Genomic DNA, 26,777 nt, shown 5'->3' on the forward strand with positions numbered 1-26,777 from the left:
GGATCCGGGATCTGCTAGTGCGACTTGCGAACTCGCAGGTACCACTCTGCCAGCAGGCGCACCTGTTTCTCTGTGTAACCCCGGTCGACCATGCGTTCGACGAACTGCTTGTGCTTGCTCTGATCTTCCTGGCTGGCTTTCGGGTTGAATGAAATAACCGGTAGCAGATCTTCGGTATTGGAGAACATTTTCTTCTCGATTACGCTGCGGAGTTTTTCGTAGCTAAGCCACGATGGATTTTCACCCTGGTTGTTCGCCTTGGCCCGGAGCACAAAGTTGACCACCTCGTTGCGGAAATCCTTCGGATTGCTGATGCCCGCAGGCTTCTCTATTTTCTCCAGTTCTTCGTTAATAGAAGAGCGATCGAGAATTTCGCCGGTTTCCGGGTCGCGGAATTCCTGATCCTGAATCCACAGGTCAGCATAGGTTACATAACGATCAAACAGGTTCTGGCCGTATTCGCTGTAGCTTTCGAGGTAAGCGGTTTGAATCTCTTTACCAATAAACTGCACATAGTGCGGAGCCAGAAATTCCTTGATCGAGCGCAGGTAGCGCTCCTGGATTTCAGGTGCGAATTGTTCCTGTTCAATCTGCTTTTCAATGATATACAGCAGATGTACCGGGTTGGCAGCTACTTCGGTGGTGTCAAAGTTAAAGACCTTGGAGAGGATTTTGAACGCAAACCGGGTAGAGAGCCCGTCCATGCCTTCATTCACCCCGGCCGCATCCCGGTATTCCTGAATGGATTTGGCTTTGGGGTCTGTGTTCTTGATGTTTTGGCCGTCGTAAACGCGCATTTTGGAGAAAATGCTGGAGTTTTCCGGCTCTTTAATCCGTGAAAGCACCGAGAACTGGGCCAGCATGTCCAGGGTGTCCGGCGCGCAGGGCGAGCCGGCCAGAGAGCTGTTTTTCAGAAGCTTGCGGTATATCTCGATTTCTTCCGTTACACGCAAGCAGTAGGGCACCTTTACGATATATACCCGGTCGAGGAAGGCTTCGTTGTGCTTGTTGTTGCGGAAGGTTTGCCATTCCGATTCGTTGGAGTGGGCAAGTACCACGCCATCAAAAGGCACTGATCCCATGCCCTCGGTTGTGTTGTAGTTGCCTTCCTGGGTGGCGGTCAGCAAGGGGTGCAGCACCTTGATGGGTGCCTTGAACATCTCGACAAATTCCATAAGCCCCTGGTTTGCTTTACACAGACCACCACTAAAGCTGTAAGCATCCGGATCATCTTGGGAATAATCCTCCAGCATGCGGATATTCACCTTGCCTACCAACGCGGAAATATCCTGGTTGTTGTCGTCTCCCGGCTCGGTTTTGGATACCGCTATCTGATCCAGAACGGACGGATATTTTTTCACAACGCGGAATTTGCTGATGTCGCCGCCATATTCGTGTAAGCGCTTTACAGCCCAGGGCGACATAATGGACTTGAGATAGCGAGGGGGAATACCAAATTCCTCTTCCAGAATGGTGGCGTCTTCAGCTGGGTCAAAAAGGCCGAGGGGCGATTCGTTAACTGGCGAGTCCTTGATCGCATAAAAAGGCACTTTCTGCATGAGGCTTTTAAGCTTTTCTGCCAGCGACGACTTACCACCGCCAACCGGCCCCAGCAGATAAAGAATCTGCTTCTTTTCCTCCAGGCCCTGAGCCGCGTGGCGAAAGAACGACACGATATTTTCCACAGCGTCTTCCATGCCATAAAACTCGGCAAACTCCGGATATCGCTTAATCATTTTATTGGAAAAAATGCGTGACAGACGAATGTCACGGGAGGTATCGACAAACTCGGGTTCGCCGATGGCAATTAACAGGCGCTCTGCCGCCGTGGCATAGGCCGTAGGGTTTTTCTTGCAGATCTCGAGATATTCCTCAAGGCTGAACTCTTCTTCCTGGGTGCTCTCATACCGGTTTTTGAATTGCTGCAGTATGTTCATGGATAACCCCTCGCTCGCTGTTCTTCAGCTTTTAATGCACGCAATATCCCCGTTTCGGTTACGGTCGCCATGCCGGCGATTCGTTTTGGTTATAGGTGGAAGTGAGTAACTATACCGGCCGGTCGCGATCTGTGTCGGGTACCGGCCTGTTTAGTTGCAGCTTAGTTCACGGTCGCGAAGTTCGACAGGTCATTAGCGATTATGGTTCATTAAATTATGCTTTTTCGCCCGGAGGAAGCTATCGTTTAGTAAGTTGAAACACGCTCTCGGTGGCGCTTCTCAGGCCTTTACGCTTGGTGAAAGGGTGGTCGCCGGGCAAGGTGTTGGTCAGAATGTGCTCAATGTCGTAATCGGCAGAATAAAGGTTTCGCACCTCGTCATCGCTTACGTTAAACGGCGGTGCCTTAATGTTGGTGCTGTAGTCCAGCGTAATCAGCAGGATTCGGGTGCCTTCTGGAATAATTGCTGTTAGATGGTTCACGTATTTTTGGCGCATGGACGGCGGAAGGGCAATAAGGGCGGCGCGGTCGTATACTAAGCGTATGTGTTCCAGGTCAGCAGGTGCCAGCTGGAAAAAATCGCCACACCAAAGCTGAAGATTTTCATGTCGGAACCGTGTGAACGGCTCGCCCGGGTGTACCAGTGCTTTTTCGCCTGCCTCTGCGAAGAAATCCTTACAGGCGATTTCACTTAGCTCTACGCCAATAATGGCGTGTCCCCTATCGTGCAACCACCACATGTCATGGGCTTTGCCGCATAGCGGCACAAAAACGTCGGCTGTGCTGTCGCCAGACAGCTCTGGCCAGTGGTCATAAAGGAATTTGTTAACGGAGCCTTCATGGAAGCCTATTTCTTTTTTGCTCCAACGTTCATGCCAGAATTCGTGTTCCATGATCTTTGCTCCCATATTTGGACGTTTAATTCAGTCTACATTAAACCCGTTGCCCATTGATGCAGGGCGTGCATGCTTTGCAGACACGGTAAATCTTGCTTCAGATTCGTGAGTGGGCGTCTGTACAGTCAGGCTGGTCACTATTTGCCCAGTCAATGGGTTGTTATTGCCATTCCTGTAGTGATTTGTGTAGGACAATGTAAAAGGTTGCAAGAATCATGGGGCTCTATCTACCAAACTGTGTGCAGACAAACTACGTTACCCAGCTGTAACTATTCGGTAATATAAAAAGGGTGCTGACTGCCAAGGCAAGGTGCGGCGGACCCGGCTAGCAGCTTTAGGGAGTAACTGTGTGAAAGCAATTAAACATGTGGTGCTAACGCTAGGTGTTGTCGCCTTCGTGTCCGGGTGTTCCTCATTTCAGCATCGCAACCAGATGGCCTCATTCAACTCAGCCTATTCGTCCGGTGATTATGGCTCTGCGCTGGAGTCAGTGATTTTTGATGTAGGCGAAGGGGATGAAGTCGATTCCGAGAGTCATTTGCTTGAGCTGTTGCATCAAGGCGAAATGTACCGTTTGACAGGGCGGTATGAAGAGGCTGCGAAGGCCTACGACCTGGCAGAAGAAGGCATGAAATATCTGGATCAATCCGGGTTGCTGGAGAATGCAGCTGAAGGCTTTATGGCGGTGATGGTCAACGATGCCGAGCGCGATTATGAAGCCCTGATGTCCGAGGCGGTGTTGGTCAACACCTATAAAGGGCTGGCGTTTCTCGCAGCGGGTAACACGGAATACGCTCGAATTGAATTTAACCGGGCCAACGATCGCACCCGGCGTGCAGTGGATTATTTCCAGGAAGAAATTGCAGAACAACAGGCAGAACTGAAAAAAGAGGCACAGGATGAAGAAAGCAACGCCTCCATGGTGCGCAATAGCCTGAAGAATGAAGAGTTCCAGACGGCAATTTCAGATCACTACGGCGCCGCCTCAAGCTGGTCTGTTTTTTCCGAGTTTATCGTTCCGTCAAGCACCTACCTCCATGGCATGTACTTTCTTGCAAACGCCACAGGCGGTGCAGATTATGAGCGAGCGGCCACGTCGCTCAAAAGGGTAGCCAGGATGAGCCCCGACAGCGCCGTACTGCAGGCTGATGCCCGGCTGGCTACCGACCTTGCTTCCGGCAAGCAGGGCAGGTCGGGTTTGCCGCCCCAGGTTTGGGTTGTTTATGAGAATGGCTTGGGCCCGGTGCTGGAAGAAACCCGCTTTGACGTGCCCCTGTTGCTCTTCCGGGAGGATCAGCAATCCCTTGGTTATTTTGGTATCGCACTCCCCAGGTACGCAGAGCGGGCGGCGGTGCCCGGGCATATAGGCATGATGGGGGATACCGGCGAGATTGTTCATACAGAGCGTATCTCCGACATGGGCACGGTTATTCGTACTGAGATGAAAGAGCGTTTTGCAGGCATACTGACCCGCGCTGTGACCTCAGCGGTTATCAAGGCAGTGATTCAGAATGAGGCGGCCGGGCGGTTCGGCCCTTTAGGCCAGTTGGGCGCCGCGGCATTAACCGCCGCCACAACTCAGGCGGATCTGCGCGGCTGGCAGGCAATGCCTAACCATTGGCAGGCGGCGCGGATTGACCGGCCCGAGAGTGGCAAACTGACACTGCTGGACAATCTGGGGGATACCCTGGGGAATATCGACATTCCCCAGCAACCTTACACCCTGGTCTACATCAAGCGGCCGTCAATTCTGGCCCCTGCAACGGTTATCACCATGGACCTTCAAGGGGGCGCCGCCGCCACTTTTGCGCGACTGCCAGAGCAAACTGCAGAGCCCGCCCAAGTCTCGAGTATTCAGTAATTGATACTACACACCAAAACCACAGGATGTACGTTATGAAAAGGATTGTGTTTGCCAGCATGCTGATGCTGGGCATGGTGGGCTGTGCTACACCACCTGAAACCAGTCACTCACTGATTGAAAGGCAGGAGCTTAAGGTAGACCCGGAGGTCATCTATACCATGGAGGTGACCGAGCTTTTTCAGGAACGGCTGTCACAGCCTGGTGGCGGAAGCCTCCTGCAGGTGCAATTTGCAGTTGACGCAAGGTCGGATGCCGAGCTTGCCTGGAAAGTGACCTGGTTTGATGACAGCGGCATGAAAGTAAAAGGTGTCGGGGAAGGCTACCGCAGGGCAACTCTGCTGGCCGGGCAGTCACGGTTTTTTAAGGCCACGGCTCCCAGCCCCCGTGTTACCAGTTACCAACTACATCTTCGTGAACCTAAATAAAAGGAAAGTTATATGTTGATTCGTGCCATTGCAATTTCTGTCGGTATTGCTGTTCTTGCAGGTTGTGCTGCGCCTACCCGCTACATTGATCCGGCTGCAGATGATGGCCCGGTGGCCATGACTATGGATTACAGGGATTTTGAAAAAGCTGCCACCGACGCGGTGGAAGACATGCTTGCAAGTGGTGCCGTAAACAATCCCAATGGCGGCCGTTACATTATGGTTGTTAGCCGCATTACCAATGACACCATGCAGCGCATCGATACAGACCAGCTCACCAAAAAAATACGTGTGGCATTGCTACGCTCAGGAAAAGTGGTAACCACCACCGCAGTGGGTATCAATGGCGCGGAAGACGAAATGTCGATGAAGGCCCGTGAGCTGCGTAACTCCGAAGAGTTTGATCAGTCTGGCGTGCAGCGCAAAGGTACGCTCCAGGCGCCTGACTTGAGCCTTTCGGGAAAGATTCTTCAGCGTAATCACAAGGTAGGTAAAGAGCAGCAGGTTGAGTACTACATCCAGCTGTCACTAACAGATCTGGCATCGGGTCTGGCCTTCTGGGAAGGCGAAACCCCCATTATCAAACGCGGCTCGGATAAGTCCGTTTCCTGGTAAACAAAGAAGGCACGATTATTATGGCATTCCGTAAAACCCTGTTATCGCTCCTGATTGCCGGAACCGTCTCTCTTGCACCTGCGTTTTCAACATCCGCTTTCGCCAATGAAGATGTTTCAGAGCAGGCTCAGGCAGCTGAGAAAGATGCGCGCAAAACGCCCCCTTCGCCATTCATGGCAGTGGCCGAGGTAGATTCCGGAAACGAAAAAGTTGAAGAATTCCTTGAGGCACGGGGCTGGGTGCGTGGCGAGTCGGCGCAAAACCCCGGTGGCGGCACCTTAGTGGTGGCGAGCCAGGCAATCAGCGCAGACCCCACCAGCATATCCTTCAGTGAGGCACGAATTCTTGCTACCGAGGAAGCCTTCCTGCAGGCAATGGGTGAGTTAGTCTCTCAAGACGCAGTAACGGTTGGTGTATCCATGGCAGACCGTTTCCTGAAGGACGACTTGCCAGAGGATGTTCGGGATACCACCAGCCTTGATGCTCTCGGTAAAGCGGTTGCCGGCCGGGCTGCTGAGCTAACGATACAGGGGATGAATGCGCTTCTGGAAGAACTGGGAGCGGATGCTTCAGGCTTGCCTGAGATGAACGTAGCCGAACGCAAAAACATGATTTACGACGAGTTTGTTACCGAAACAACCTGGCAGGCAATGGGGCAGCTGTCTGGCGTTGGCGTGTTTGGCGTGATTGAAGAAGTCGGCGGCGACGGCCCGGTGAACAATGGCCGCATGAGCATTGTTGTGGTCAAAGCCAACCGCTTTAGCGAGTTTGGCCGTCAACTGCGCACAGGCGATGTCGCCCCGGGTCAGGCGATTCCGGTAGATGATATTCGGGCCAGGCTAAAGCCGCAGTTGAAAGAAGGCGTGCCAATGCTCGGTTACTTTGGTGCTCAGCCTGTTGTGGATGCTGAAGGCCGTTATGGTTTGTTGTCGTTCGGCATGGCCGGGCCGCAACTCACCCGGGGCACCCTGGATGAGTTTGAAATTACCGCAGAGCTTGAGGCTTCAAAGGAAATCGCAAAACTGATGGCAGATGGGTGGCTGGCGCAGTTTGCATCCATGACGGTTCAGGGTCAGAAAGAATCTACCAAGCGAAAGCTGAACCAGAAAGTAAAAGAAACCCGTGGCAACGGCCGCACTGAAATTAAGACCAGCCAGGGCATTGGCAAAATGGTCAACAATGTTCTGGAATCTGAGGCTAATGCCCGCTTGAAGGGTGTTCAGACAATTGCTGAATGGAACGCAGTGGACCCCGCAACCGGTCACCCGTACCTCGGTTTTGTGAAGTACTGGTCGCCACAAACGTCCGCCAAAGCTCAGGGGCTGAAAAAGAAGCCTGCAGCCAAGCCAGCGGCGTCCGGGTCTGCCAGCAAGCAAAGTGAAACCAAGCGGACGACTCGAAGCACTGGTTCCTTCGGAGAGTGGTAATGAGAGGCCTTTTATTGGTTTTCTTAAGCCTGTTTTCTGTAGCGGCGTTTGCCGCTACAGAAATTCGAACTGTGTCGGCCGAAGCAACCGGAATAGACCGTGAACAGGCTGTCTATAACGCGTTGGGCGAAGCTGTTCGCCAGGTGCGCGGAGCGCAAATCAGTGCCAGCCGTCAGGTGCGAAGTGCACTGACTCGGGTATCCCAGCGCACGGGCGATGGCCGGGAGTCCAGTACCACAATATCCTCCGGCCAGAAGAGCGAGACACGGGTGGCCTCCAACGGCCTAATATCTGGCTACCGCATCCTCTCAGTTACCGATTCCGGCGATGGCGGCGGCAAGCTTGCCAGGCTTGAGGTGGACGTGCCTGTGTATAAGGCCCCTGGCTCGTCTGCCCAAGATAACCGCTGGAGAATGGCCGTTTACCCGGTAGAAACCGCTCGTAGCCGCTACACGGTTGACCGTCACTCTTTGTCGGCGGAAGAGGTTTCCGGGCGTTTTACTCACTCGATCTCTGATGCGCTGGCCCAGTCGCGGCGGTTCGCCTTATTGGCCAGAGACAGTGAGAGCGCGATCTTCGATGAGCGCCACCGCATGGCCGGCGAGGACGTACCCGTCTCGGAAAAAGCCATGCTGGGCAACACGCTGGGTGCTGAGTACCTGGTAGTGACCCGTGTGTCAGATCTGTCGTTGGGCTCGGAACAACTAATCAGCAGCCTTACAGGTGAGAAAAGCACGATCGCAACCGGCGCTGCTGTTCTGGAGGTTCGTGTTGTTGTGCCGGCAACGGGCGGCATTGTCTGGAGCCAGACTCTGAACACCACGTCTTCAGAGCTGGGGCTAGCGCTCGATGGCACAAGCCATTCGGTTCAGAAGGTTTTTGACCGGATAGGCCGAGAAGTGGCTTTAAGAGTTATTGATGCAGTTTGGCCGCCGTTGGTGGAAAAGCAGCAGGGCGAGGAGTTGGTCATCAATATGGGTGGCGATCTGCTGGCACCGGGCGATACCTGGGAAGTGTTTGCTCTCGGCGACGCGGTTCGCAACAGTCACACCGGTGGTGGGCTTGGCCGCACAGAGACACGCATTGCTACTGTAGAAATCACTCGTAGCAGCCCCAAAATTGCATACGCTGAGGTGATTGATGGAAGCGTAGAGGGGGTTGGGCATGTTTTGCGGCGCAATGCTCAGGCATCCGCAAAGAAAAGTCCTGCAGAGGCCATTCGCGGTACCAGAACACGCACTTGCCTGCCTATCGATCCCTGCTAGCCCAAATGAGTGGTGTCGGTGGGTTAACCTGCAGTCTCTGACTGAAGGCAGGCTGGAGAAATTTCCCGCCTGCTTTCCACCTTTCCGAAATTTAAGCCATACTGGAACCCATAAACCCCAAGTTGTGGGAAATTCCATAGCTCCCGTAAAACAGGATGTTAAGTGGCTTCTTTTCAAGTTAAAGAGCGGCTTCAGGCTGCAGAAACCTGGATATTGGCAAATCCTAATCCTCCCCAAAGCTGGCCATGGACCTGGTTGTATAAAGTAGGGCGTTCGCTGTATGCGTTGATACGGGATGTCATCAGCGGGCAGCTAACACTGCATGCCATGAGCCTGGTATACACCACGCTGCTGAGTATTGTGCCGTTACTGGCCTTGAGTTTTTCTGTGCTCAAAGCCTTGGGTGTGCATGAGCGCATGGAGCCCTTTCTGTTCCAGTTTTTCCAGCCCATGGGCCCCCAGGGCGTTGAAATGGCGGAGCGCATACTGGGCTTCGTCGACAACATGAAGGTAGGAGTGCTCGGGTCTGTTGGCCTGGCGTTGCTGGTTTATACCGTGGTGTCTCTGGTGCAGAAAGTTGAGCGCTCTTTCAACATGATCTGGCGGGTGCCAGAGATGCGTTCGGTAGCGCAAAGGTTCAGTAACTATTTGAGCGTTATCATGGTCGGGCCGCTGTTGATGGTGTCAGCCGTAGGCGTTAGCGCAGCGATTTTTTCCTCGTCGGTCGTGCAAACGCTGATTGAAATCGAACCGTTTGGTTCATTGATCGTGATGGTTAGTCGCCTGATGCCGTTCTTCCTTGTGGTTGGCGCTTTCACGTTTGTGTACGTGTTTATGCCCAATACCCGGGTAAAGCTGCGTTACGGCTTTATTGCCGGCCTGGTTGCAGGGATTACCTGGCAGGCTGCAGGAATACTGTTTGCTTCTTTTGTGGCGGGATCAGCCAAATACGCCGCTATTTATTCCAGTTTTGCGATTGGCATTATCATGCTGATATGGATTTATCTGAACTGGATGATTCTGCTACTCGGGTCGAGCCTGGCGTTTTACCTACAAAACCCGGGCTCTGTAGCCAAGCGCACTCATGTCCAGCTTTCACCGGAACTGCAAGAAACAATCGCGCTGGCCCTGATGTGGCTGGTGGCTCGCCCGTTCAGCAAGGGCAATGAGGCGCCACAGCAAGAAGCTCTGGAACAACAATTGCGGGTGCCTGGGGAGGTGACGCGCGGGGTCAGTGACAAGTTGATTCGTGCCGGTGTGCTGTCACTGGCTGGCCAGCAGGGCGATCAGTTGGTGCCGGGGAGGGCGCTGGACTTGATTACCGTGGGCGATGTGCTGAACATTGTGCGCCATGATGAGGATCGCGTAGTAGACCGCCTGCCGCCTGTCTTTCCTGGCGAGCTGTTGAATGGCGAACGCGAGAACGAATCGACAACATTTGCGACGCTGCTGAAAGGTGAAGCCGGCTCCGGGATCAGGCCTTAGCCCCTTCGCCAAGCACCGCTTTCAGTACTGTTCGTACACGGCCTGTTTGTTCCTTGGTGAGGCGTACGACTGCCTCCAGCCCTTCTTCTGGCAGATTTCGCTGATGGGCATGTCGTAAAATCTCGCGGCTGCCTATTACCATGCCGTCGCTTAGTGCTGTGTGCTCCTGGTTTGGTGCCGGCCGTTCAGCGGCTATAAGGTATGTATGGTACTTTTCCGGCAGACTCCACTCCCTGGCAATGAGCTTGCAGGCTATCCATTGGTAGTGCGCCAGGGCCATGCGGATGAGCACAGCATCAGGCTCTGTGCCTCCGTGCAGTGCTCTGCATATTTGCTGAAGCTCGCGGTGAATAGTGATGTAAGCAAGGGCCGGTAACAAACCAACGGTGAAGTGAGCGCTGGTGTCCTCTTTTTGCAGCTTGGCAATACATTCTGCCGCTCGGGCGCATGTAAGCCCCCAGCGCCATGTTCTTTGGGCAAATATTGCCTCGCGGCTGTTTCGCGCTGCTACCATTGGGCGAACGACGGCCGCTGCAATCACATTTCGTATACCATCCATCCCCAGAACGAATACCGCCTGGTCGACCGACTCTATGATGTGGTCTCCGGTACGAAAATAAGGGCTGTTGGCAACCTGCAGGATCTGATCGGTTAATGCGGGGTCGCCCAGAATAATCTGGCTCAGTTTTTGGCGATCGCCAGACTCATCCGAGAGCGCTTTCATCAGCATGGGAAGCGTCATTGGCCGCCGGGGTAGCTCTTCCATTTTATTGTTTGTGAGTCGGTAATCGAGCTCTTGAAGCGCTTTGTTGGTAGAGGACTGTTTAGCTCGCAGGTTGGCGGGGCCAGTGTCCAGAAGCCAGCAAAAAAGGTTTTCTTCAAGCTGCAGTGTCAGGTTTTCGGCGTCTTTCGCCGTGTTGGTTTTTGCAGAATTAAACAGCCGTGCCTCAGAAGTCGGGGGAGCTGATGGTTTGTCTGTGGTAAAAAAGCCTGCAATCCAGGAAAAGAAGCCTGGCATTCGTTGCCTCCTGGCAAAACAGTCGTTAAAGAATACGTACCTTCGCTTCCGCAGTATAAAGATCCCCTACAAGCTTGCACAGACTAAACCCGCTTCATGCAGCAAACATTTATGCCAAAGCCCCGCCGAATACAAAGACCAGCTGGCAGATACCGGCTACCAGGCCCAGGGTTGCACCGACCAGGATCAGTTTAATTTCATCTTCCTGAAAACATGGGCGAAGCAGCTCCTGAAACTCTTCGGAAGAGAGGGCGGACATTCTCTCTACCATAATGGATTCAACCGCGCGGGCCCTATCGGCCTCAAATACCGGATTGGTAAAGGACGTTTTTGAAAGTTCGATGGCCTTTTCACCCACCTGGTTTTTCAGGGTGGCGAATCCCGTTGGGCCGAAAGCCACCTGAGTCAGCGCTTTGCCCATGCCCGCGGTTTCATCCACAACCGGCTTGATATGCTTCTTCACCATGTTACGGGCGCGATCGCCTTTGGGCCCTTCCATTATAGCGTTGATGATGTTGCCGACCGTCAGTATTTCGTGGGTCACTATGCGGCAGAAAGAGGCTGCAACCTCAGGTTGCCGTTTCAGGAACAAGCCCTGAATCGAGAGAGGGCCGACCTTTTTGGCATGCAAAGGGCGAAATATAACGTTCAGTGCAATCCAGTTGGTTGCCCAACCCACTAATAGCCCGAAAAAAGGCAGTACCCACCAGCTTTGCACGTGATACCAAACCGCCATCTGAACAAGGCCAAACAGAAAGCCGAAATAGAAACCGGAGTTAATAATAAACTTGAACTCGGCCTCGCCGCACTCCAAAAAGATACGGTTCAGCAATTGCTTGTCAGTAGCCAGTCTTTCAACCACCATGCCCTTGATATCTAACAGATCTTCTATGTTGTCAGAGATGTCGCCTATCAGATTATCAACCAGTTGTGGTGTGGATTTTCGAACCCTGTCGTAAACCATCTTCCTGGCAGAGGTGGGAAGGTTCTCCCAAAATGTCGGGTACTCTCTAAGCATCATCTCATCCACATACTCTTCGGTACGTGGCTCTACCGAATGGACAATGTGAGCTGCGAGGACTTTCGGATCAATCTGCTGAAAAATTTCCGGCACAGTACCGATTTTGGAGATAGTGGCGTCTACGCTGATGGCTGCCATTTTTCGGGCTTTTGAGGGAATGATGCCCTGCCAGCCCAGAAGAGGTGGCTTGCCGATAAATTCCAGTGGGAAGAAGGTCATTTTGATGGCCAGCCCATTGGTGATCCAGCCAATGAGTGCTGCAATAACGGGAATACTGAGGTATTGCCAGAACTCTGGGGTGGTAAGCAAACTTGTCATCCGGGGCTCGCACTCACTTTTTGTTTATATTTGCGGGTTGGATAATGTTTGGGTGACCAGTGCCTGTCAATGACCCGCGAGACCTCGAAAGGTGACAATATGGATCAGTCGCCTATGTCCCCCCATAACCACTGGCAAAGAGACATGGCCGCGACCGGGGCGGTTTCTGTTCTCAAAACCCTTGGGCCCAGGGCAACGGGCAGGAAGCCTTCTTTCTGTGCCAGTGCTATTTCGTCTGCTGTTAAGCCGCCTTCAGGGCCTATCATCAAAGCTATGTGGCCAGGCTTCGCAATGGATTCCAGTGACTGGCCAGTTCGGTGGTGTAACACCAGGCGCAGGTCGCACTCACGACTGTGTTCCAACCATTGTGCTACCGTCATCACTGGCGATATGTCAGGTACGCGGGCACGGCCGCATTGTTCTGCGGCGCTGACCGCAATCGACTGCCAATGACGTAAGCGTTTTTCTTCCCGGTCGCCTTTCAGTTTTACATCGCAGTGTTCTGTGGTTAGCGGCACTATGCGGGTGACACCCATTTCTACTGCTTTTTGAACGGCATAATCCATGCGATCACCCTTGGACAGTGTCTGGCCAAGGGTGATTTGCAGGGGCGATTCCGTGAGATTGGCCTCGGGTTTGCCGATAAGTACCTCCACCCGCTTCTTGCCGGCTTCGGTAATGGTAGCTGGGTAATCCCGGCCATCGCCATTGAACAATTTCAGCTCCTGGCCTGGCTGCATGCGCAATACGCGGCCGACATGCTGGGCGGCATTTTCATCCAGTTCCACGTGGTGCCCTTCGCTCAATGGCGAGCCGGTATAAATTCTGCGCATGGGTGTTTTACCTTGATCAGTCTCGAACGGCGATGTCGATGCCTTCGGTCGCGACTTGGGCCAGATGGCGAATCTGATCTTCGTTGATGACGTAAGGCGGCATGAAGTAAACCACATTACCCAGGGGGCGAAGCAAGGCCTGGCGGGTGAGAGAGTGCTGATAAACACGCAAACCACGACGCTCCTGCCAGGGAAAGGGCGTTTTGGAAGCTTTGTCCTTCACCATTTCTATCGCCAGGGTCATTCCGTGTTGGCGAACATCTCCCACGTTCGGGTGGTCGGCCAGGTGTGCAACCGAATCTGCCATGCATGCAGAGAGCCTTCGGTTGTTCTCAATAACATTGTCGTCCCGAAAGATATCCAGGGTTGCCAATGCAACGGCACAGCCAATGGGATTGCCAGTATAGCTGTGGCTGTGCAAGAAAGCCTTCAGGGTGTTGTAGTCATCGTAAAAGGCGTTGTAGACCGTATCTGTGGTCAGCACCACCGAGAGCGGAAGGTAACCGGCGGTCAGGCCCTTGGAAAGGCACATGAAATCCGGCGTGATTCCGGATTGTTCACAGGCAAACAGGGTGCCGGTACGACCAAAGCCCACGGCAATTTCGTCGGCAATCAAGTGTACGCCATAACGGTCGCAGGCATCGCGTAAAAGGGTGTGGTAAACAGGATGGTGCATGCGCATGCCACCGGCGCACTGAATCATGGGCTCTACCACCACAGCGCAGATTTCTTCGTGTTTTTCGGCCAGCAGAGCGTCCATAGCTAAAAACTGGCGGCGGGCGTAATCCTCGTCGGTTTCGCCAGCCTCTTTATTAAAAGCATCCGGCGAAGGCGCAGTAAGCACCTCCATCAACAGTGGTTGGTAGGTGTCTTTATAAAGCGGGACGTCGCCCAGAGCTAAAGCGCCCAGAGTTTCACCGTGATAACTGTTGCCCAGATTCACGAAGTTTTTCTTGTTGGGTTTACCCAGGTTTTTCCAGTAGTGGTAGCTCATTTTCAGGGCGGCTTCGATGGCCGACGAGCCATTATCGGCGTAAAAGCATTTATTCAGCCCCGGCGGGGTGACCTCGATTAATCGCTCCGACAGATTGATCACAGGTTCGTGGGTGAACCCCGCCAGCATAGCGTGCTCCAGGGTACCAACCTGCTCCTGAATGGCCGCGTTGATTCTTGGGTTAGCATGACCAAAAAGATTCACCCACCAGGAGCTGACAGCATCAATGTATTGATTTTCTTCAAAATCCTTGAGCCAAACACCTTTGCCGCTTTTTATCGGGATGAGAGGAAGGGATTCGTGGTCTTTCATTTGAGTGCAAGGGTGCCACACAGACTTGAGATCGCGGGCTACAAGGTCGGCATTGCGCATACTGGCTCTCCGATAGGGTGATGGTCAGGGAATCATAAATTGGCGGCTGTTAACCTTTTCGAATAATACAGTTAACAGCGGTTGCTGACTACTGTGCCGCGGAGGGCTGACTGGCTGGCCAATGCGCGTAGCTTTTTCTCATCCCAAAATCCCGCCATCATTAACAAAGGCTGTTTTATATGGAGTTTCAACTGACACACCCTTATCAGGCAGGCATCGGGCGGGTGCTTGAAGCTTTCTTCGATAAGGATCACATCCTTGAGAAAAATACCCTCCTGGGCGCGCGGAATGCGCGCGTGGCCGAACTGGAGAAGAGCGATGCTTCTGCAAAGCTGGTTGTAGAGCGGCAAATGACGTCTTCAACAGAGGTGCCTGGTATGCTCGCCAGCTTCCACCGGGAATGGAATCAGGTAAAGCAGGAAGAGCACTGGTTTCGCAAGAGCGACGGCGAGTGGCACTGTGAATTTCGCGTACATATTGAAGGCGTGCCAGCGAAGATCAAAGGCATGATGAAGCTGGAAGGGACAAAAGAAGCATGCACCAATTATCTGACACTGAACGTGCGGTGCGATGTGCCATTGTTAGGCAAAAAGATTGCAGCATTTTTGGCAAATGATTGCAGCGTTAAAATTGATCGAGAGTACGAAATCATACAGCAGATGTTATGATAATTAATCAAGGATGAAATTGACGCAAAGGATGCGACATGAGCAAAGCAGTTGTGCTTCTCGGAGACCTGGGCTCCGATCACGAAGGTTTCCCGCCTACGCCGGTATTGGCAGGCTCCCCCGATGTTCTGGTTGATGGCAAACCCGTCGCCCGCCTGGGCGACCCGCTGGCGCCGCACTCCAAGCCGAAACACCCGCCACACCCCCGCGCCATTGCTGGCGGTTCCAGCACCGTAATGATTAACGGGCAGCCTGCGGCGATAACCGGCAGTGCGGTTACTTGTGGTGGTGTGGCCATTGGGTCTGGTTCGGTGATTATTGGGGATTGATGTTTATCTGACCATTGTCGAATGATCAATAGCGCATTTTGTCAGTCGCCGGGGCTTGAACTCTGTGCAGCCGGTTTGAATCTGCCTCTGCGGCTAGTGAGTGGGGATAGAAAAGAAATTGAAAAACGTTTTTCGGAAAGGTTGTCGCCCGACAACCTTTTGAGTACTATTTGATCAGCGTAGCAGGATGCTATGAAAAGGAAACGTCACACTGATAAGGATATCGAGGCCGCTATTGCCCACGCAGAATATAAAGGCTGGCGGATTGAAATGCGAAGCGGCCATGCCTGGGGGCGAATGTATTGCCCTTTCAACGATACACAGTGCCGATGTGGCGAGTTTTGTGTGGCCAGTATCTGGAGCACACCGAAGAGCGCGGGTAACCATGCCCGGCAGATTCGTCGCATTGTGGATAAGTGCTCCGGGAGCCAGGACGAAGCAGGAGGAAATGGTCATGCATCGTGATTTTGATTTCTCACTGACCTTTGCGATTCCAGAGATTGCTCTCGATAAGATCGAAGAACGGCTATTCGAGGCCGGCTGCGATGACGCCATTATAGGCCTTGGTCAGAAGGGAAGGCTGGCCCTGAATTTCACTCGCGAGACGGTATCGGCCGAAACAGCAATATTGTCCGCCCTGCGAGACGTGAAACAGGCTCTTCCGCAGACTCGGCTGATTGAGGCTGCGCCTGATCTCGTTGGCATCTCTGATATGGCGAGGCTCCTGGACTTTTCTCGCCAGAATATGCGCAAGCTTATTCAGACCCATCTAGCCAGTTTTCCTCTTCCATTGCATGAAGGTACGTCTGCAATTTGGCACCTGGCGGATGTGTTGGTGTGGTTTTCGGATAAGCAGAACCGTTTCATTTCGCCCGACCTTTTAGACGTGGCGCGGGTTAGTATGGGAGTAAATATTGCGCGTGAAGCGGGGCGAGTGGATCTTAAACTGCAGACACAGTTGCAGGAAATCGCCTGACGGTTAATGCCCGCACAATGACAAAGCCCCCGACTCGGGGGCTTTGATCACAGCGGTCAGTGCGCCAGCACCCTGGAGAGGAACGCCTGAGTGCGTTCGTTTTGGGGGTTATCAAACACGTCGCCGGGCTTTCCTTGCTCTACAATCTGCCCCTCGTGAATGTAGATCACTCGATCTGCCACTTCCCGGGCGAAGCCCATTTCGTGGGTGACCACTATCATGGTCATGCCTTCCTTTGCCAGTTCGCGCATGACATCCAGCACTTCGCCGATCATTTCCGGGTCCAGCGCCGAGGTGGGCTCGTCGAACAGCATCAGGCGCGGTTCCATGGCCAGCGCTCTGGCGATGGCTACGCGCTGTTGCTGGCCTCCCGAAAGGTGGGTGGGGTATTTGTCGGCCTGGCTGCCGATGCCTACGCGTTCCAGCAGGCGCTCTGCAGTCGCGTTGGCGACGGTTTTCGGTGTGTCCTTAACTTTCTGGGGCGCCAGCATGATGTTCTTTTTCACCGTAAGGTGAGGGAACAGATTGAACTGCTGGAACACCATGCCGACTTCCTTGCGGATTTCCGAAAGGGCCTGCTGGTTGCCGCCTTTTGGGGCGAGTGCCTGGCCTTCTACCGACAGTTGTCCAGATTCAAACTCCTCCAGGCCATTCACGCAACGGATCAGCGTGGATTTGCCAGAGCCACTGGCGCCGATAACCACCACCACTTCGCCTTGCTCTACGGTTAAATCAATATCTTTAAGGACATGCAGTTTGCCGAAGTACTTGTTCATGCCCTTCATTTGCACAATCTGAGTCATGGGTCAGGTTCCTTCAGACAGAGGCCAGTCCGCGCCGTTCAATCAGGCGAAGAATCAGGGACAGTGAGAGGGTAATGGCCAGATACATAATCGCGACCACAAAATACACCTCAAACGCGGTGAAGGTGCTGGCAATGTAAACCTGGCCCTGGCGAACAAGCTCGCCTACGCCAATAACCGAGAACAGGGAGGTGTCCTTGATACTGACAATAGCCTGGTTGCCGAGCGGCGGTATCATGCGCCGGAAGGCTTGTGGCCAGATGATCGACCAGAATGTCTGAGTGCGCGACAGGCCCAGAGACAGCCCGGCCTCGCTCTGACCTTTGTCGATCGACTGTACGCCACCACGCACTACCTCAGAAATGTAAGCGCCCGAGTTTAGTGCAATTGCGGCAATACCGGCGGTGAGAGGGTCGATAGGGCCGCCAATCAGATCAGGCAGGCCGTAGAAAATAAACAGAACCTGAACGAGAATGGGGGTACCACGAAAGATTTCGATATAGGCCGTGGCAGGCCATTTAAGAAACCAGTTTTTGTTGATGCTGAGCAAACCGAAAACGATGCCCAAGGCAAAACCGATCAGCAGGCCGCCAAACGAAATCATCAGAGTGTAAGGAATGCCCTTGACGAGATAAGGGATAGAGTTGATGGCTGCTTGCCAGTCAAATTGGAACTGGGATTCCACAGTGTGCGTCTCCGCAGGGGGTTGAAACAGAAGTCGCCGGGGCTGAGTGCCCCGACGCTACAAAAGGAACGGGCCTGGTGGCCCTTCTGCCTTTACTTGTCTTCTGGCATTGGGCCAAACCACTTTTCGTAGATATCTTTGTAGGTTCCGTCTTCTTTCATTGAGGCGATGGCGTCGTTTACTTCGTCAACCCACTCGCTGCCTTTTTTCAGTGCAATACCATACTGCTGACCTTCGTACAGCTTGCCAACGGTTTTTACTTTGCCTTCACCTTTGGTGCGGGCAAAATAGCCCACGTTGGGAGCGTCGTAGAACACGGCGTCTACCGAGCGGGACATGAGTGCCATGTACATGTCTGAGCTACCTGGGTATGGCGTTACACCATCGTTATCGTCCAGGTTTTTCTTAAGAAAATCGTAGCTGGTACTGCCGATTTTAGAGCCGATTTTCAGGCCCTCAAGGTCAGACAACTCGGTTACATCGTCGTTGTTGCTACGCACCAGAATCCGCAAACCCGAATCGTAGTATGGGTCTGAGAAGTCTACGATCTTGCCGCGTTTTTCTGTAATGGTAATGCCGGCAATGGCGATATCGACGTTGCCCGTTTGCAGTGCGGGAATAATGCCGTTGAAATCCATCGTGTTCAGGTTGTAATCGAACCCGGCCCGATCAGCCACTTCGGAGATGATTTCCATATCAAACCCGATCATTTCACCGGATTCCTGGTCCATCATCTCGAAGGGAACAAAGCTGGGGTCGGTAACCACCCGCAGGGTTTCAGCGCTAACGGAACTTGCCGCTACGGTCAGTGCCAGGCCAGTGCCCAGTGTTTTCAGCCATTTCGTGCTCATGCTTTCTCCTTTTCTTTCTTATGTGGCTCCGTTTGCCTTATAAGGCAGGCCAGAAGGATCACTGTTAATGACTGTGGCTCCCGGGGAGCATTAGTGGAACTGCATCAACTGCATCTTAGACTATTATTTTGCTAGGCGCATGGAATCAAAGGGTTGGCGTGTAGGGCGGGGCATGGATTGCTCCCCCCCTCTCCCCGGCCCTCTCCCGCGAGGGGAGAGGGAGTAACCCTGTGCAAACCGGCAACATAGGTAACAGAACAAACCGGCAACATGGGTTACACAAGTTATCGTATGGGCAAGGAGTAACCCACTCGTGGGCTGGCGGCTTCTGCCAAGAGCTAAGGGGGAGTAACGCGTTAAGCCCCTCGCCCCTTGCGGGAGAGGGGTTGGGGAGAGGGGAGGAGCGGTCACCTCAAAAGGCAATCTTCTCCCGCTCACTAATCCCCAGATTCTTCCAGATACTAATGCTCGGCTCAGCCTGATTCAGGGTATAAAAGTGCAGCCCTGGCGCGCCAGCCTGCAGAAGCTTCTCACACATATTGGTGACTACTTCCTCACCGAACTTGCGAATGCTCTCTTTGTCATCGCCATAAGCTTCCAGCTGCTTGCGAATCCAGCGTGGTATTTCGGCACCACACATATCAGAGAACCGCACCAGGCTGGAAAAGTTCACGATCGGCATAATGCCGGGCACCACGGGCAGGGTTACCCCGAGCTTTTCCAGACGGTCGATAAAATAGAAGTAGCTGTCTGCGTTAAAGAAGTACTGGGTAATGGCGCTGTTGGCGCCGGCTTCTACCTTGCGGGCGAAGTTTTTCAGGTCTTCTTCAGCATTGCGAGCCTGGGGATGGAACTCCGGGTAGGCCGCTACTTCCAGATTAAAGTGATCGCCGCTGTGCTCGCGAATAAACTCGACCAACTCATTGGCGTAACGCATTTCGCCGGATGCCCCCATGCCCGAAGGCATGTCACCCCGAAGGGCGACGATTCGGTTGATGCCGTTGTCTTTATACACATCCAGCAGTTCTGCTATCTCTGCCCGCGTGCCACCGACGCAGGAGAGGTGTGGCGCTGTAGAAATGCCCTGCTTGTGCAGGCCGACAACGGTTTCAATGGTGCGTTCCCGGGTGGAGCCACCCGCGCCGAAGGTGACCGAGAAAAAATCCGGGTTCACTCCGGCAAGCTGATTTCGCACCGTTTGCAGTTTTTCTTTACCCGCGTCTGTCTTGGGCGGGAAAAACTCAAAGCTGAAGCGACGTTTAAACTGTTTCTGGGATTGCATCTTATTATCCGATCAGTACTTGTAGCTTTCCGGCTTGTACGGGCCTTCGACCGGTACACCGATGTATTGCGCTTGTTCCGGGGTCATCTTGGTGATGACACCACTGAAGCCTTCAACCATGGCGCGGGCGACTTCTTCGTCCAGTTGCTTGGGCAGAACCTGCACGTAAACGCCTTTGGCGCGGGCATCTTCCGGCAGGTCTGCGAACTTGCGTTCGAACAGGTACATCTGCGCCAGAACCTGGTTGGCGAAGGAGCCATCCATGATGCGTGACGGGTGGCCTGTAGCGTTGCCCAGGTTTACCAAGCGGCCTTCGGAAAGCAGGATCAGGTGGTCATTAACGGCCTTGTCACGGTAAATCACGTGAACCTGAGGCTTCACTTCGTCCCATTCCCAGTTCTTGCGCATAAAGGCGGTGTCGATTTCATTATCGAAGTGGCCAATGTTGCACACAACCGCGCCGGATTTGAGGGCCTTGAGCATGTGGGCATCGCACACGTTCATGTTGCCGGTGGTGGTTACAAGCAGATCGGTGGCCTGCAGCAGGGCTTTGTCTACGCCGGCTTCAGTGCCAGTGTTTACGCCGTTGATGTACGGAGACACTACTTCATAGCCGTCCATACAGGCTTGCATGGCGCAGATTGGGTCGGCTTCGGTCACTTTTACGATCATACCTTCCTGGCGTAAGGAAGCGGCAGAGCCTTTGCCTACGTCGCCGTAGCCAATTACCAGCGCCTTTTTGCCGGCCATCAGGTGGTCGGTACCGCGCTTGATGGCGTCGTTCAGGCTGTGGCGGCAGCCGTATTTGTTGTCGTTCTTGGATTTGGTAACGGCATCGTTCACGTTAATGGCGGGCACTTTCAAGGTGCCGTCGCGCAGCATTTCCTGCAGGCGGTGTACGCCGGTGGTGGTTTCTTCGGTTACGCCGTGGCAGTTGGCGAGAACGTCCGGGTATTTTTCGTGGAGCAGGGCGGTGAGGTCGCCGCCGTCGTCCAGAATCATGTTGGGTGCCCAGCCTTCCACGTCGGCGCCAATCGTGCGTTCCAGGCACCAGTCGTACTCTTCATCGGTTTCGCCTTTCCAGGCAAATACGGGGATGTTTTTGGCAGCAATTGAGGCTGCTGCCTGATCCTGGGTGGAGAAGATGTTGCAGGATGACCAGCGTACGTTTGCGCCCAGTTCCACCAGTGTTTCAATCAGTACGGCGGTCTGGATGGTCATGTGGATGCAGCCCATGATGTTGGCGCCTTTCAGCGGCTGCTCTGCTTTGTACCTTTCGCGCAGTGCCATCAAGGCGGGCATTTCGCCTTCGGCGATGGTGGTCTCTTTGCGGCCCCAGTCTGCCAGGGAAATATCGCGGACTTTGAAATCTTCGAAGTTGCTCATTCTGTTCTCCAGTTTGTTCTGTTTGGCTCGGGAGGTGTACTTCTCGGGCCTCTGAATTTTGCCTGCCGGCGGTGGGGATACCCCCACCACCTTGTTTAAATTTCGGCGAAAGCCATCTGGAATACGCCAAAAAACTCGTTAAATACCAGCAGCATCCTGAAGAGCTGCCGCGCGGTCAGTCTTTTCCCACGGGAACGTGGTAAAGGTTTTGCCGCCAACGGTCACTTCCTGCGGCTCGCGACCAAAGTGGCCGTAGGCTGCTGTGGCCCTGTACATGGGGTGCAGCAGATCGAGCATGTTGGTGATTGCGTATGGGCGCAGGTCGAAGTGCTGGCGTACCAGTTCGATGATTTTGTCGTCGCCGATTTTGCCGGAGCCGAAGGTGTTTACGGAGATAGAAGTAGGCTGGGCCACGCCGATGGCGTAGGACACCTGGATCTCGCATTTTTCGGCAAGGCCGGCGGCGACGATATTTTTGGCTACGTAGCGGCCGGCGTAGGCAGCGGAGCGGTCAACCTTTGAGGGGTCTTTGCCGGAGAAAGCGCCGCCGCCGTGGCGGGCCATGCCACCGTAGGTGTCTACAATGATTTTCCGGCCGGTAAGCCCGCAGTCGCCCACGGGGCCGCCGATGACGAATTTGCCGGTGGGGTTGATGTGAAACTGGGTGTCTTTGTGCAGCAGTTCCGCCGGCAGTGTGTGTTTTACGATCAGTTCCATCACCGCTTCTTTCAGGTCGGCCTGGCTGACGTCCGGGTCGTGCTGGGTTGAGAGTACGATGGCGTCTATGCCGGCCACTTTGCCGTTCTCATAGCGGCAGGTTACCTGGCTTTTGGCGTCCGGGCGCAACCACGGCAGTACGCCGTTTTTGCGGGCTTCAGCCTGGCGTTCCATCAGGCGATGGGCAAAGGTGATGGGGGCGGGCATCAGTACTTCGGTTTCGTTGCTGGCGTAGCCGAACATCAAACCCTGATCGCCGGCACCCTGGTCTTCCGGTTTTTGCCGGTCTACACCCTGGGCAATTTCCGGGGATTGCTTGCCGATGATGTTGATGATGCCGCAGGTGTCGGCGTCGAAGCCTACGTCTGAGGAGGTGTAGCCCACGTCTTTGATCACGTCGCGAACCAGGTCTTCCAGATCAACCCAGGCGCTGGTGGTGATTTCACCGCCGACAATGGCGACGCCGGTTTTTACCATGGTTTCGCAAGCCACACGGGCGTGTGGATCTTCCGTCAGGATGGCATCCAGAACGGCATCGGAGACCTGGTCGGCCAGTTTGTCCGGGTGGCCTTCGGAGACCGATTCGGAGGTGAACACGCTGTAGTCAGACATAGGTTTGCTCCTCTTGTGAGCGTTTTGAAATCTTGCCGGCGCCTGTAAGGTGTTACAGGTTCCGGCCGCAAAAGTTGTTTTCAGCGCGTAAGTACTACTACTTACGCCAATATCAAAATTTTTTGATATTCCTCTCGGGGCGTTTGCGATGCTCAATCACCGCAGCGGTCTGTGGGTTTTCCAGAACTCCCTTACCTGAATCTGAAACCCGTTACGCAAGCCGATAAATAATTGCTCGCCGGCTTTCAGGCCGGCTTCTGCAGCCCAGGCAGTCAGTTCTTCCGGTTCGAAGCCGAGCCAGAGGTCGCCGCAGTTTTCTTTTGCCCAATCCTGGTCGTGGCTGCACAGGTCGCTAACCACCAGGCAACCGCCGTTGTTCATCAGTGCCGCAGCATCCAGAAAAATATCGGCCGGGCTGGGTACGTGGTGCAGCACCATATTGGCCACTACAAGGTCAAACGCATCGCCGCGGGCCAGTAGTGTGTCGGTTACACCTTCAATCAGATCAATGTTGTGCAGGCTTTCATCGGTGCAGGTGCGCGTTGCTTTGGCGAGCATATCCCGGCTGTTATCCAGGGCTACAACGTGTTCGCAAAGTTCGGAAAGCACGGGTAGAAACCCGCCTTCGCCCGGGCCGATTTCCAAAGCGGTTTGCCATCTTGTTTTTCGCGTGCGCTGGCGGATCATGTCTTCTACTGGCGCCGCGTACAGATCAAACGCGGCAATCAGTTCTTGCTGCTCCCGGAACTGCTCTGAGTGCCGGGAGAAAAATGCCTGCGACTGGTCCGCACGCTGGTTGCGAATGGATTCAATCTTTTCCTGCAGGTGCGCAGGTAAAGGTGCACGATCTACCGCCTCAAAAATCTGGCGAATGGTTTGGTCTGTGGCCTTTTCGTTATCCAGATGCAGCGGGCGGCGATAAAAAATCGCGTTGCCTTCACGTTGCGGCTCCAAAAGCCCCGCCTTGTGCATCACCTTCAAGTGATGGCTCATGCCGGATTGGCGCATATCAAAGAGCTGGCTCAGCTCCAGTACGCCAAATGTATCGCGGCGCAGCACCCGCAAAACCTCCAGGCGTAACGGGTCGCCACTCGCCTTAAAAATAGGGGCGAGCACGTCTACGGAGGAAATTTGGTTAGCGTGTGTACTTAAACTTGTCATGGTTGCGAAGTGTAAGTGGGTTGGAGTGCTCAATCAATAGCCATATCAAAATTTTTTGATATAGATTTATCATTCTTTGAAATCAATCTCTTTCGGTAATCCGAGTAGGGATATTCACACAGAAACGGCACGTCGATTTGCCCCGGCACACCGTAATCGGCGAAAATACGCGCCAGATTTTTGAACAGCTTTTTATTGCCCCACGAAAAGCTCAGGATTTCCTTACTATCCCTGAAAAACATTGGAGAAACGTTAATGCCATCTCGTAAAGATCTCGCCAACGCCATTCGCGCGCTGAGCATGGATGCGGTTCAGAAAGCCAAATCCGGCCACCCGGGTGCGCCCATGGGCATGGCGGACATCGCCGAGGTGCTGTGGAACGATTACCTGAGCCATAACCCGGCTAATCCACAGTGGGCTAACCGCGACCGTTTCATTTTATCCAACGGCCACGGCTCTATGCTGCAGTATTCTTTGCTGCACCTGAGCGGGTACGACGTTTCTATTGATGACATCAAAAACTTCCGCCAACTGCATTCGAAAACACCAGGCCACCCGGAATACGGTTATACCCCGGGCGTAGAAACCACCACAGGTCCTTTGGGGCAGGGGCTTGCAAACGCAGTAGGCTTCGCATTGGCAGAGAAAACCCTGGCGGCGCAGTTTAACCGCCCGGGCCACGATGTTGTTGATCACTACACCTACGGGTTTCTGGGTGACGGCTGCCTGATGGAAGGTATCTCCCACGAGGTATCCTCTCTGGCAGGCACTTTGGGCCTGGGCAAGCTGATCATGTTTTACGACGACAACGGCATTTCCATTGATGGCAAGGTTGATGGCTGGTTTACTGACGATACGCCAAAGCGATTTGAGGCCTATGGCTGGCAGGTTATTCCGGCGGTTGACGGTCACAATGGTGAGGCAGTGCGTACGGCGATTGAGCAGGCCCGCAGTAATACCGACCAGCCTTCATTGATCTGCTGCAAAACCGTTATTGGTTTTGGTTCGCCGAACAAGCAAGGTTCTGAAAGCAGCCATGGCGCACCGCTGGGTGATGACGAAATTACACTGACCCGCAAGGAGCTGGGCTGGGAGCACGGCTCGTTTGACGTTCCGGCTGACATATACAGCGCCTGGAATGCCAAAGACAAAGGCGCCAGTGCAGAAAGCGCCTGGAACGACGCCTTTGCGGCTTACGAAAAGGCCGAGCCCGAGCTGGCTGCAGAGCTAAAGCGCCGCATGGCCGGAGATCTGCCCGCCGATTTCTCTGAAAAAGCTCAGGCATACATTCAGGAATGTCAGGACAAGAGCGAGACCATTCCCAGCCGCAAGGCCTCCCTGAACACCCTGAATGCATACGGCCCTATGTTGCCAGAACTGCTGGGCGGCTCCGCCGACCTGGCGGGTTCCAACCTCACCATCTGGGGCGGCACCCAAGGCGTAACCAAAGAAGACGCCAGCGGCAACTACATTTATTACGGCGTGCGCGAATTCGGCATGGCCGCCATCATGAACGGCATTGCCCTGCACGGTGGCTTTGTACCTTACGGCGCAACCTTCCTGATCTTCATGGAATACTGCCGTAACGCCGTGCGCATGGCTGCACTGATGAAGCAGCGTTCTATTTTTGTCTTTACCCACGACTCTATTGGCCTGGGCGAAGACGGCCCCACTCACCAGCCGGTTGAGCAACTTGCCAGCCTGCGCACCACGCCAAACATGAGCACCTGGCGCCCAGCCGACGCAGTAGAATCTGCTGTCGCCTGGAAGTCTGCTTTGGAGCGCACAGATGGCCCAACGGCCATGGTTTTCTCCCGCCAAGGTCTGCCCGGCCAAGCGCGTGATGCACAACAGTTGGCCAACGTTGCCAAGGGTGCCTACGTGCTATCTGACAGCGACGGCGAGCCGGATCTCATCCTGATTGCGACCGGTTCCGAAGTTGGTTTGGCACAAGACAGCGCCGCCCAGTTGCGAGAGCAGGGCCACAAGGTACGTGTGGTCTCCATGCCATCTACCGATGTGTTCGATGCTCAGAGCGCGGACTATAAGCAGCAGGTTTTACCGATTGAGGTCACTAACCGCATTGCCATCGAAGCGGCCATTGCCGACTACTGGTATAAGTACGTGGGCCTGGATGGCCGTGTGGTGGGCATGACCACCTTTGGCGAGTCTGCACCAGCCGGTGAACTGTTCAAGGAATTTGGCTTCTCAGTGGACAACGTACTGGAAGTGGCTGCAGAACTGCTGGACGCCTGATGACAGATTCCGCGCCTTTTCGTGTTGCGATCAACGGGTACGGCCGTATTGGCCAGTGCGTGTTGCGTGCCTTGTACGAAAACGGTTTTCGCGATCGCCTGCAGGTGGTCGCGATTAACGAGCTTTCTGATATTGACACCATTGCGCATCTAACCCGCTACGATTCCACCCATGGCCGGTTTACGGGAAGCATCGCGGTGCAAGGTCAGGACCTTGTCATTAATGGTGATGCTATTCGAGTGCTTCGCCACTCAAATCCTGCAGAACTGCCGTGGCATGAACTGGATATCGATCTGGTGCTGGAATGCTCCGGTGCCTACACAGACCGGGCAACGGCGGAACAGCACCTCCACGCGGGCGCGAAGCGACTGTTGTTCTCCCAGCCCGCAGAATCGGATGTCGACCGCACTGTGGTGTTCGGCATTAACGATGCGGAAATTGCAAGTACAGACAAAATAGTGGCCGCAGGTTCCTGTACCACCAATTGCCTGGTGCCTGTCATTACCGTGCTCGATAAGGCTTTCGGTGTGGAGCAGGGCAGTACCACCACCATCCACGCCGCCATGAACGACCAGCCGGTAA

25 protein-coding genes are annotated in these 26,777 nt (G+C 54.1%); 12 read left to right on the forward strand and 13 right to left on the reverse strand.

Annotated elements, in window-relative coordinates:
• Positions 1-14: 14 nt before the first annotated feature.
• Positions 15-1,937 (reverse strand): PrkA family serine protein kinase, encoded by a 1,923-nt coding sequence (locus tag ACTHYN_RS05180; RefSeq protein ID WP_441811406.1) that lies wholly within the window; start codon positions 1,935-1,937, stop codon positions 15-17.
• A 238-nt stretch (positions 1,938-2,175) separates the two neighbouring features.
• Entirely contained in the window at positions 2,176-2,829 is a 654-nt protein-coding gene (tmpT, locus tag ACTHYN_RS05185) for a thiopurine S-methyltransferase (protein WP_441811407.1), read from the reverse strand.
• Between the two features lie 352 nt (positions 2,830-3,181).
• Here tmpT and ACTHYN_RS05190 point away from each other — a divergent pair, with 352 nt between their 5' ends.
• From ACTHYN_RS05190 to ACTHYN_RS05215, 6 genes are all read left to right on the forward strand, one after another.
• Complete coding sequence (locus tag ACTHYN_RS05190; protein WP_441811408.1) at positions 3,182-4,693, forward strand: COG3014 family protein; 1,512 nt, start codon at positions 3,182-3,184, stop codon at positions 4,691-4,693.
• 35 nt (positions 4,694-4,728) lie between these two features.
• A complete protein-coding gene (locus ACTHYN_RS05195) occupies positions 4,729-5,121 on the forward strand; it encodes a DUF1425 domain-containing protein (protein WP_441811409.1) in 393 nt (130 codons plus the stop codon).
• A 12-nt stretch (positions 5,122-5,133) separates the two neighbouring features.
• Positions 5,134-5,736, forward strand: a complete 603-nt coding sequence (gene lpoB / locus ACTHYN_RS05200) for a penicillin-binding protein activator LpoB (RefSeq protein ID WP_441811410.1) — start codon at positions 5,134-5,136, stop codon at positions 5,734-5,736.
• Positions 5,737-5,756: 20 nt separating this feature from the next.
• The gene (locus tag ACTHYN_RS05205) at positions 5,757-7,163 is read left to right on the forward strand and encodes a DUF6844 domain-containing protein (protein WP_441811411.1); all 1,407 of its coding nucleotides are present in this window, start codon (positions 5,757-5,759) and stop codon (positions 7,161-7,163) included.
• Positions 7,163-8,428 carry a CsgG/HfaB family protein gene (locus tag ACTHYN_RS05210; protein WP_441811412.1) on the forward strand — a complete coding sequence of 422 codons (1,266 nt, stop codon included), beginning with the start codon at positions 7,163-7,165 and terminating at the stop codon, positions 8,426-8,428. Before ACTHYN_RS05205 ends, ACTHYN_RS05210 begins: the two co-directional genes overlap by 1 nt.
• Positions 8,429-8,590: 162 nt before the next feature.
• Entirely contained in the window at positions 8,591-9,913 is a 1,323-nt protein-coding gene (locus tag ACTHYN_RS05215) for a YihY/virulence factor BrkB family protein (RefSeq protein WP_441811413.1), read from the forward strand.
• On the opposite strand, the gene ACTHYN_RS05220 is transcribed toward ACTHYN_RS05215, so the two are convergent.
• From ACTHYN_RS05220 to ACTHYN_RS05235, 4 genes are all read right to left on the reverse strand, one after another.
• On the reverse strand, positions 9,903-10,931 hold the full coding sequence (locus ACTHYN_RS05220) for an HDOD domain-containing protein (RefSeq protein WP_441811414.1): 1,029 nt from the start codon (positions 10,929-10,931) through the stop codon (positions 9,903-9,905). The two genes, ACTHYN_RS05215 and ACTHYN_RS05220, sit on opposite strands and share 11 nt — an antisense overlap.
• Positions 10,932-11,040: 109 nt before the next feature.
• Complete coding sequence (locus ACTHYN_RS05225) at positions 11,041-12,270, reverse strand: DUF445 domain-containing protein (protein WP_441811415.1); 1,230 nt, start codon at positions 12,268-12,270, stop codon at positions 11,041-11,043.
• Between the two features lie 104 nt (positions 12,271-12,374).
• Positions 12,375-13,103, reverse strand: coding sequence for a 16S rRNA (uracil(1498)-N(3))-methyltransferase (locus ACTHYN_RS05230; protein ID WP_441811416.1), 729 nt, complete (start codon positions 13,101-13,103; stop codon positions 12,375-12,377).
• A 16-nt stretch (positions 13,104-13,119) separates the two neighbouring features.
• Complete coding sequence (locus tag ACTHYN_RS05235) at positions 13,120-14,469, reverse strand: adenosylmethionine--8-amino-7-oxononanoate transaminase (protein WP_441811417.1); 1,350 nt, start codon at positions 14,467-14,469, stop codon at positions 13,120-13,122.
• A 179-nt stretch (positions 14,470-14,648) separates the two neighbouring features.
• On the opposite strand from ACTHYN_RS05235, the gene ACTHYN_RS05240 reads away from it, so the two are divergent.
• The 4 genes from ACTHYN_RS05240 (at position 14,649) to ACTHYN_RS05255 (ending at position 16,442) form a co-directional block, all read left to right on the forward strand.
• Positions 14,649-15,137, forward strand: a complete 489-nt coding sequence (locus ACTHYN_RS05240; RefSeq protein WP_441811418.1) for a DUF2505 domain-containing protein — start codon at positions 14,649-14,651, stop codon at positions 15,135-15,137.
• 38 nt (positions 15,138-15,175) lie between these two features.
• Positions 15,176-15,466 (forward strand): type VI secretion system PAAR protein, encoded by a 291-nt coding sequence (locus ACTHYN_RS05245; RefSeq protein ID WP_441811419.1) that lies wholly within the window; start codon positions 15,176-15,178, stop codon positions 15,464-15,466.
• Positions 15,467-15,658: 192 nt separating this feature from the next.
• Entirely contained in the window at positions 15,659-15,931 is a 273-nt protein-coding gene (locus ACTHYN_RS05250; RefSeq protein ID WP_441811420.1) for a hypothetical protein, read from the forward strand.
• Positions 15,921-16,442, forward strand: a complete 522-nt coding sequence (locus tag ACTHYN_RS05255; RefSeq protein ID WP_441811421.1) for a DNA-binding protein — start codon at positions 15,921-15,923, stop codon at positions 16,440-16,442. Before ACTHYN_RS05250 ends, ACTHYN_RS05255 begins: the two co-directional genes overlap by 11 nt.
• Positions 16,443-16,498: 56 nt before the next feature.
• On the opposite strand, the gene ACTHYN_RS05260 is transcribed toward ACTHYN_RS05255, so the two are convergent.
• From ACTHYN_RS05260 to ACTHYN_RS05290, 7 genes are all read right to left on the reverse strand, one after another.
• A complete protein-coding gene (locus tag ACTHYN_RS05260) occupies positions 16,499-17,245 on the reverse strand; it encodes an amino acid ABC transporter ATP-binding protein (protein WP_441811422.1) in 747 nt (248 codons plus the stop codon).
• 13 nt (positions 17,246-17,258) lie between these two features.
• A complete protein-coding gene (locus ACTHYN_RS05265; protein WP_441811423.1) occupies positions 17,259-17,930 on the reverse strand; it encodes an amino acid ABC transporter permease in 672 nt (223 codons plus the stop codon).
• Positions 17,931-18,022: 92 nt separating this feature from the next.
• Positions 18,023-18,781: a transporter substrate-binding domain-containing protein gene (locus tag ACTHYN_RS05270; protein WP_441811424.1), complete on the reverse strand. Its 759-nt coding sequence runs from the start codon at positions 18,779-18,781 to the stop codon at positions 18,023-18,025.
• Positions 18,782-19,193: 412 nt separating this feature from the next.
• Positions 19,194-20,063, reverse strand: a complete 870-nt coding sequence (metF, locus tag ACTHYN_RS05275; RefSeq protein WP_441811425.1) for a methylenetetrahydrofolate reductase [NAD(P)H] — start codon at positions 20,061-20,063, stop codon at positions 19,194-19,196.
• Positions 20,064-20,075: 12 nt separating this feature from the next.
• Positions 20,076-21,449 (reverse strand): adenosylhomocysteinase, encoded by a 1,374-nt coding sequence (gene ahcY / locus ACTHYN_RS05280; RefSeq protein ID WP_441811426.1) that lies wholly within the window; start codon positions 21,447-21,449, stop codon positions 20,076-20,078.
• Between the two features lie 138 nt (positions 21,450-21,587).
• Complete coding sequence (gene metK, locus ACTHYN_RS05285) at positions 21,588-22,778, reverse strand: methionine adenosyltransferase (protein WP_441811427.1); 1,191 nt, start codon at positions 22,776-22,778, stop codon at positions 21,588-21,590.
• Positions 22,779-22,934: 156 nt separating this feature from the next.
• Positions 22,935-23,939 carry a metalloregulator ArsR/SmtB family transcription factor gene (locus ACTHYN_RS05290; RefSeq protein WP_441811428.1) on the reverse strand — a complete coding sequence of 335 codons (1,005 nt, stop codon included), beginning with the start codon at positions 23,937-23,939 and terminating at the stop codon, positions 22,935-22,937.
• 255 nt (positions 23,940-24,194) lie between these two features.
• On the opposite strand from ACTHYN_RS05290, the gene tkt reads away from it, so the two are divergent.
• Together tkt and ACTHYN_RS05300 are read left to right on the forward strand one after the other, a co-directional pair.
• On the forward strand, positions 24,195-26,195 hold the full coding sequence (gene tkt / locus ACTHYN_RS05295) for a transketolase (protein WP_441811429.1): 2,001 nt from the start codon (positions 24,195-24,197) through the stop codon (positions 26,193-26,195).
• Positions 26,195-26,777 (forward strand): type I glyceraldehyde-3-phosphate dehydrogenase (locus ACTHYN_RS05300; protein ID WP_441811430.1); only part of this gene is annotated, 583 nt, incomplete at its 3' end. The genes tkt and ACTHYN_RS05300, both read left to right, overlap by 1 nt.

The sequence above is a fragment of the Marinobacter sp. genome, assembly GCF_052091845.1.
Lineage (GTDB): Bacteria > Pseudomonadota > Gammaproteobacteria > Pseudomonadales > Oleiphilaceae > Marinobacter.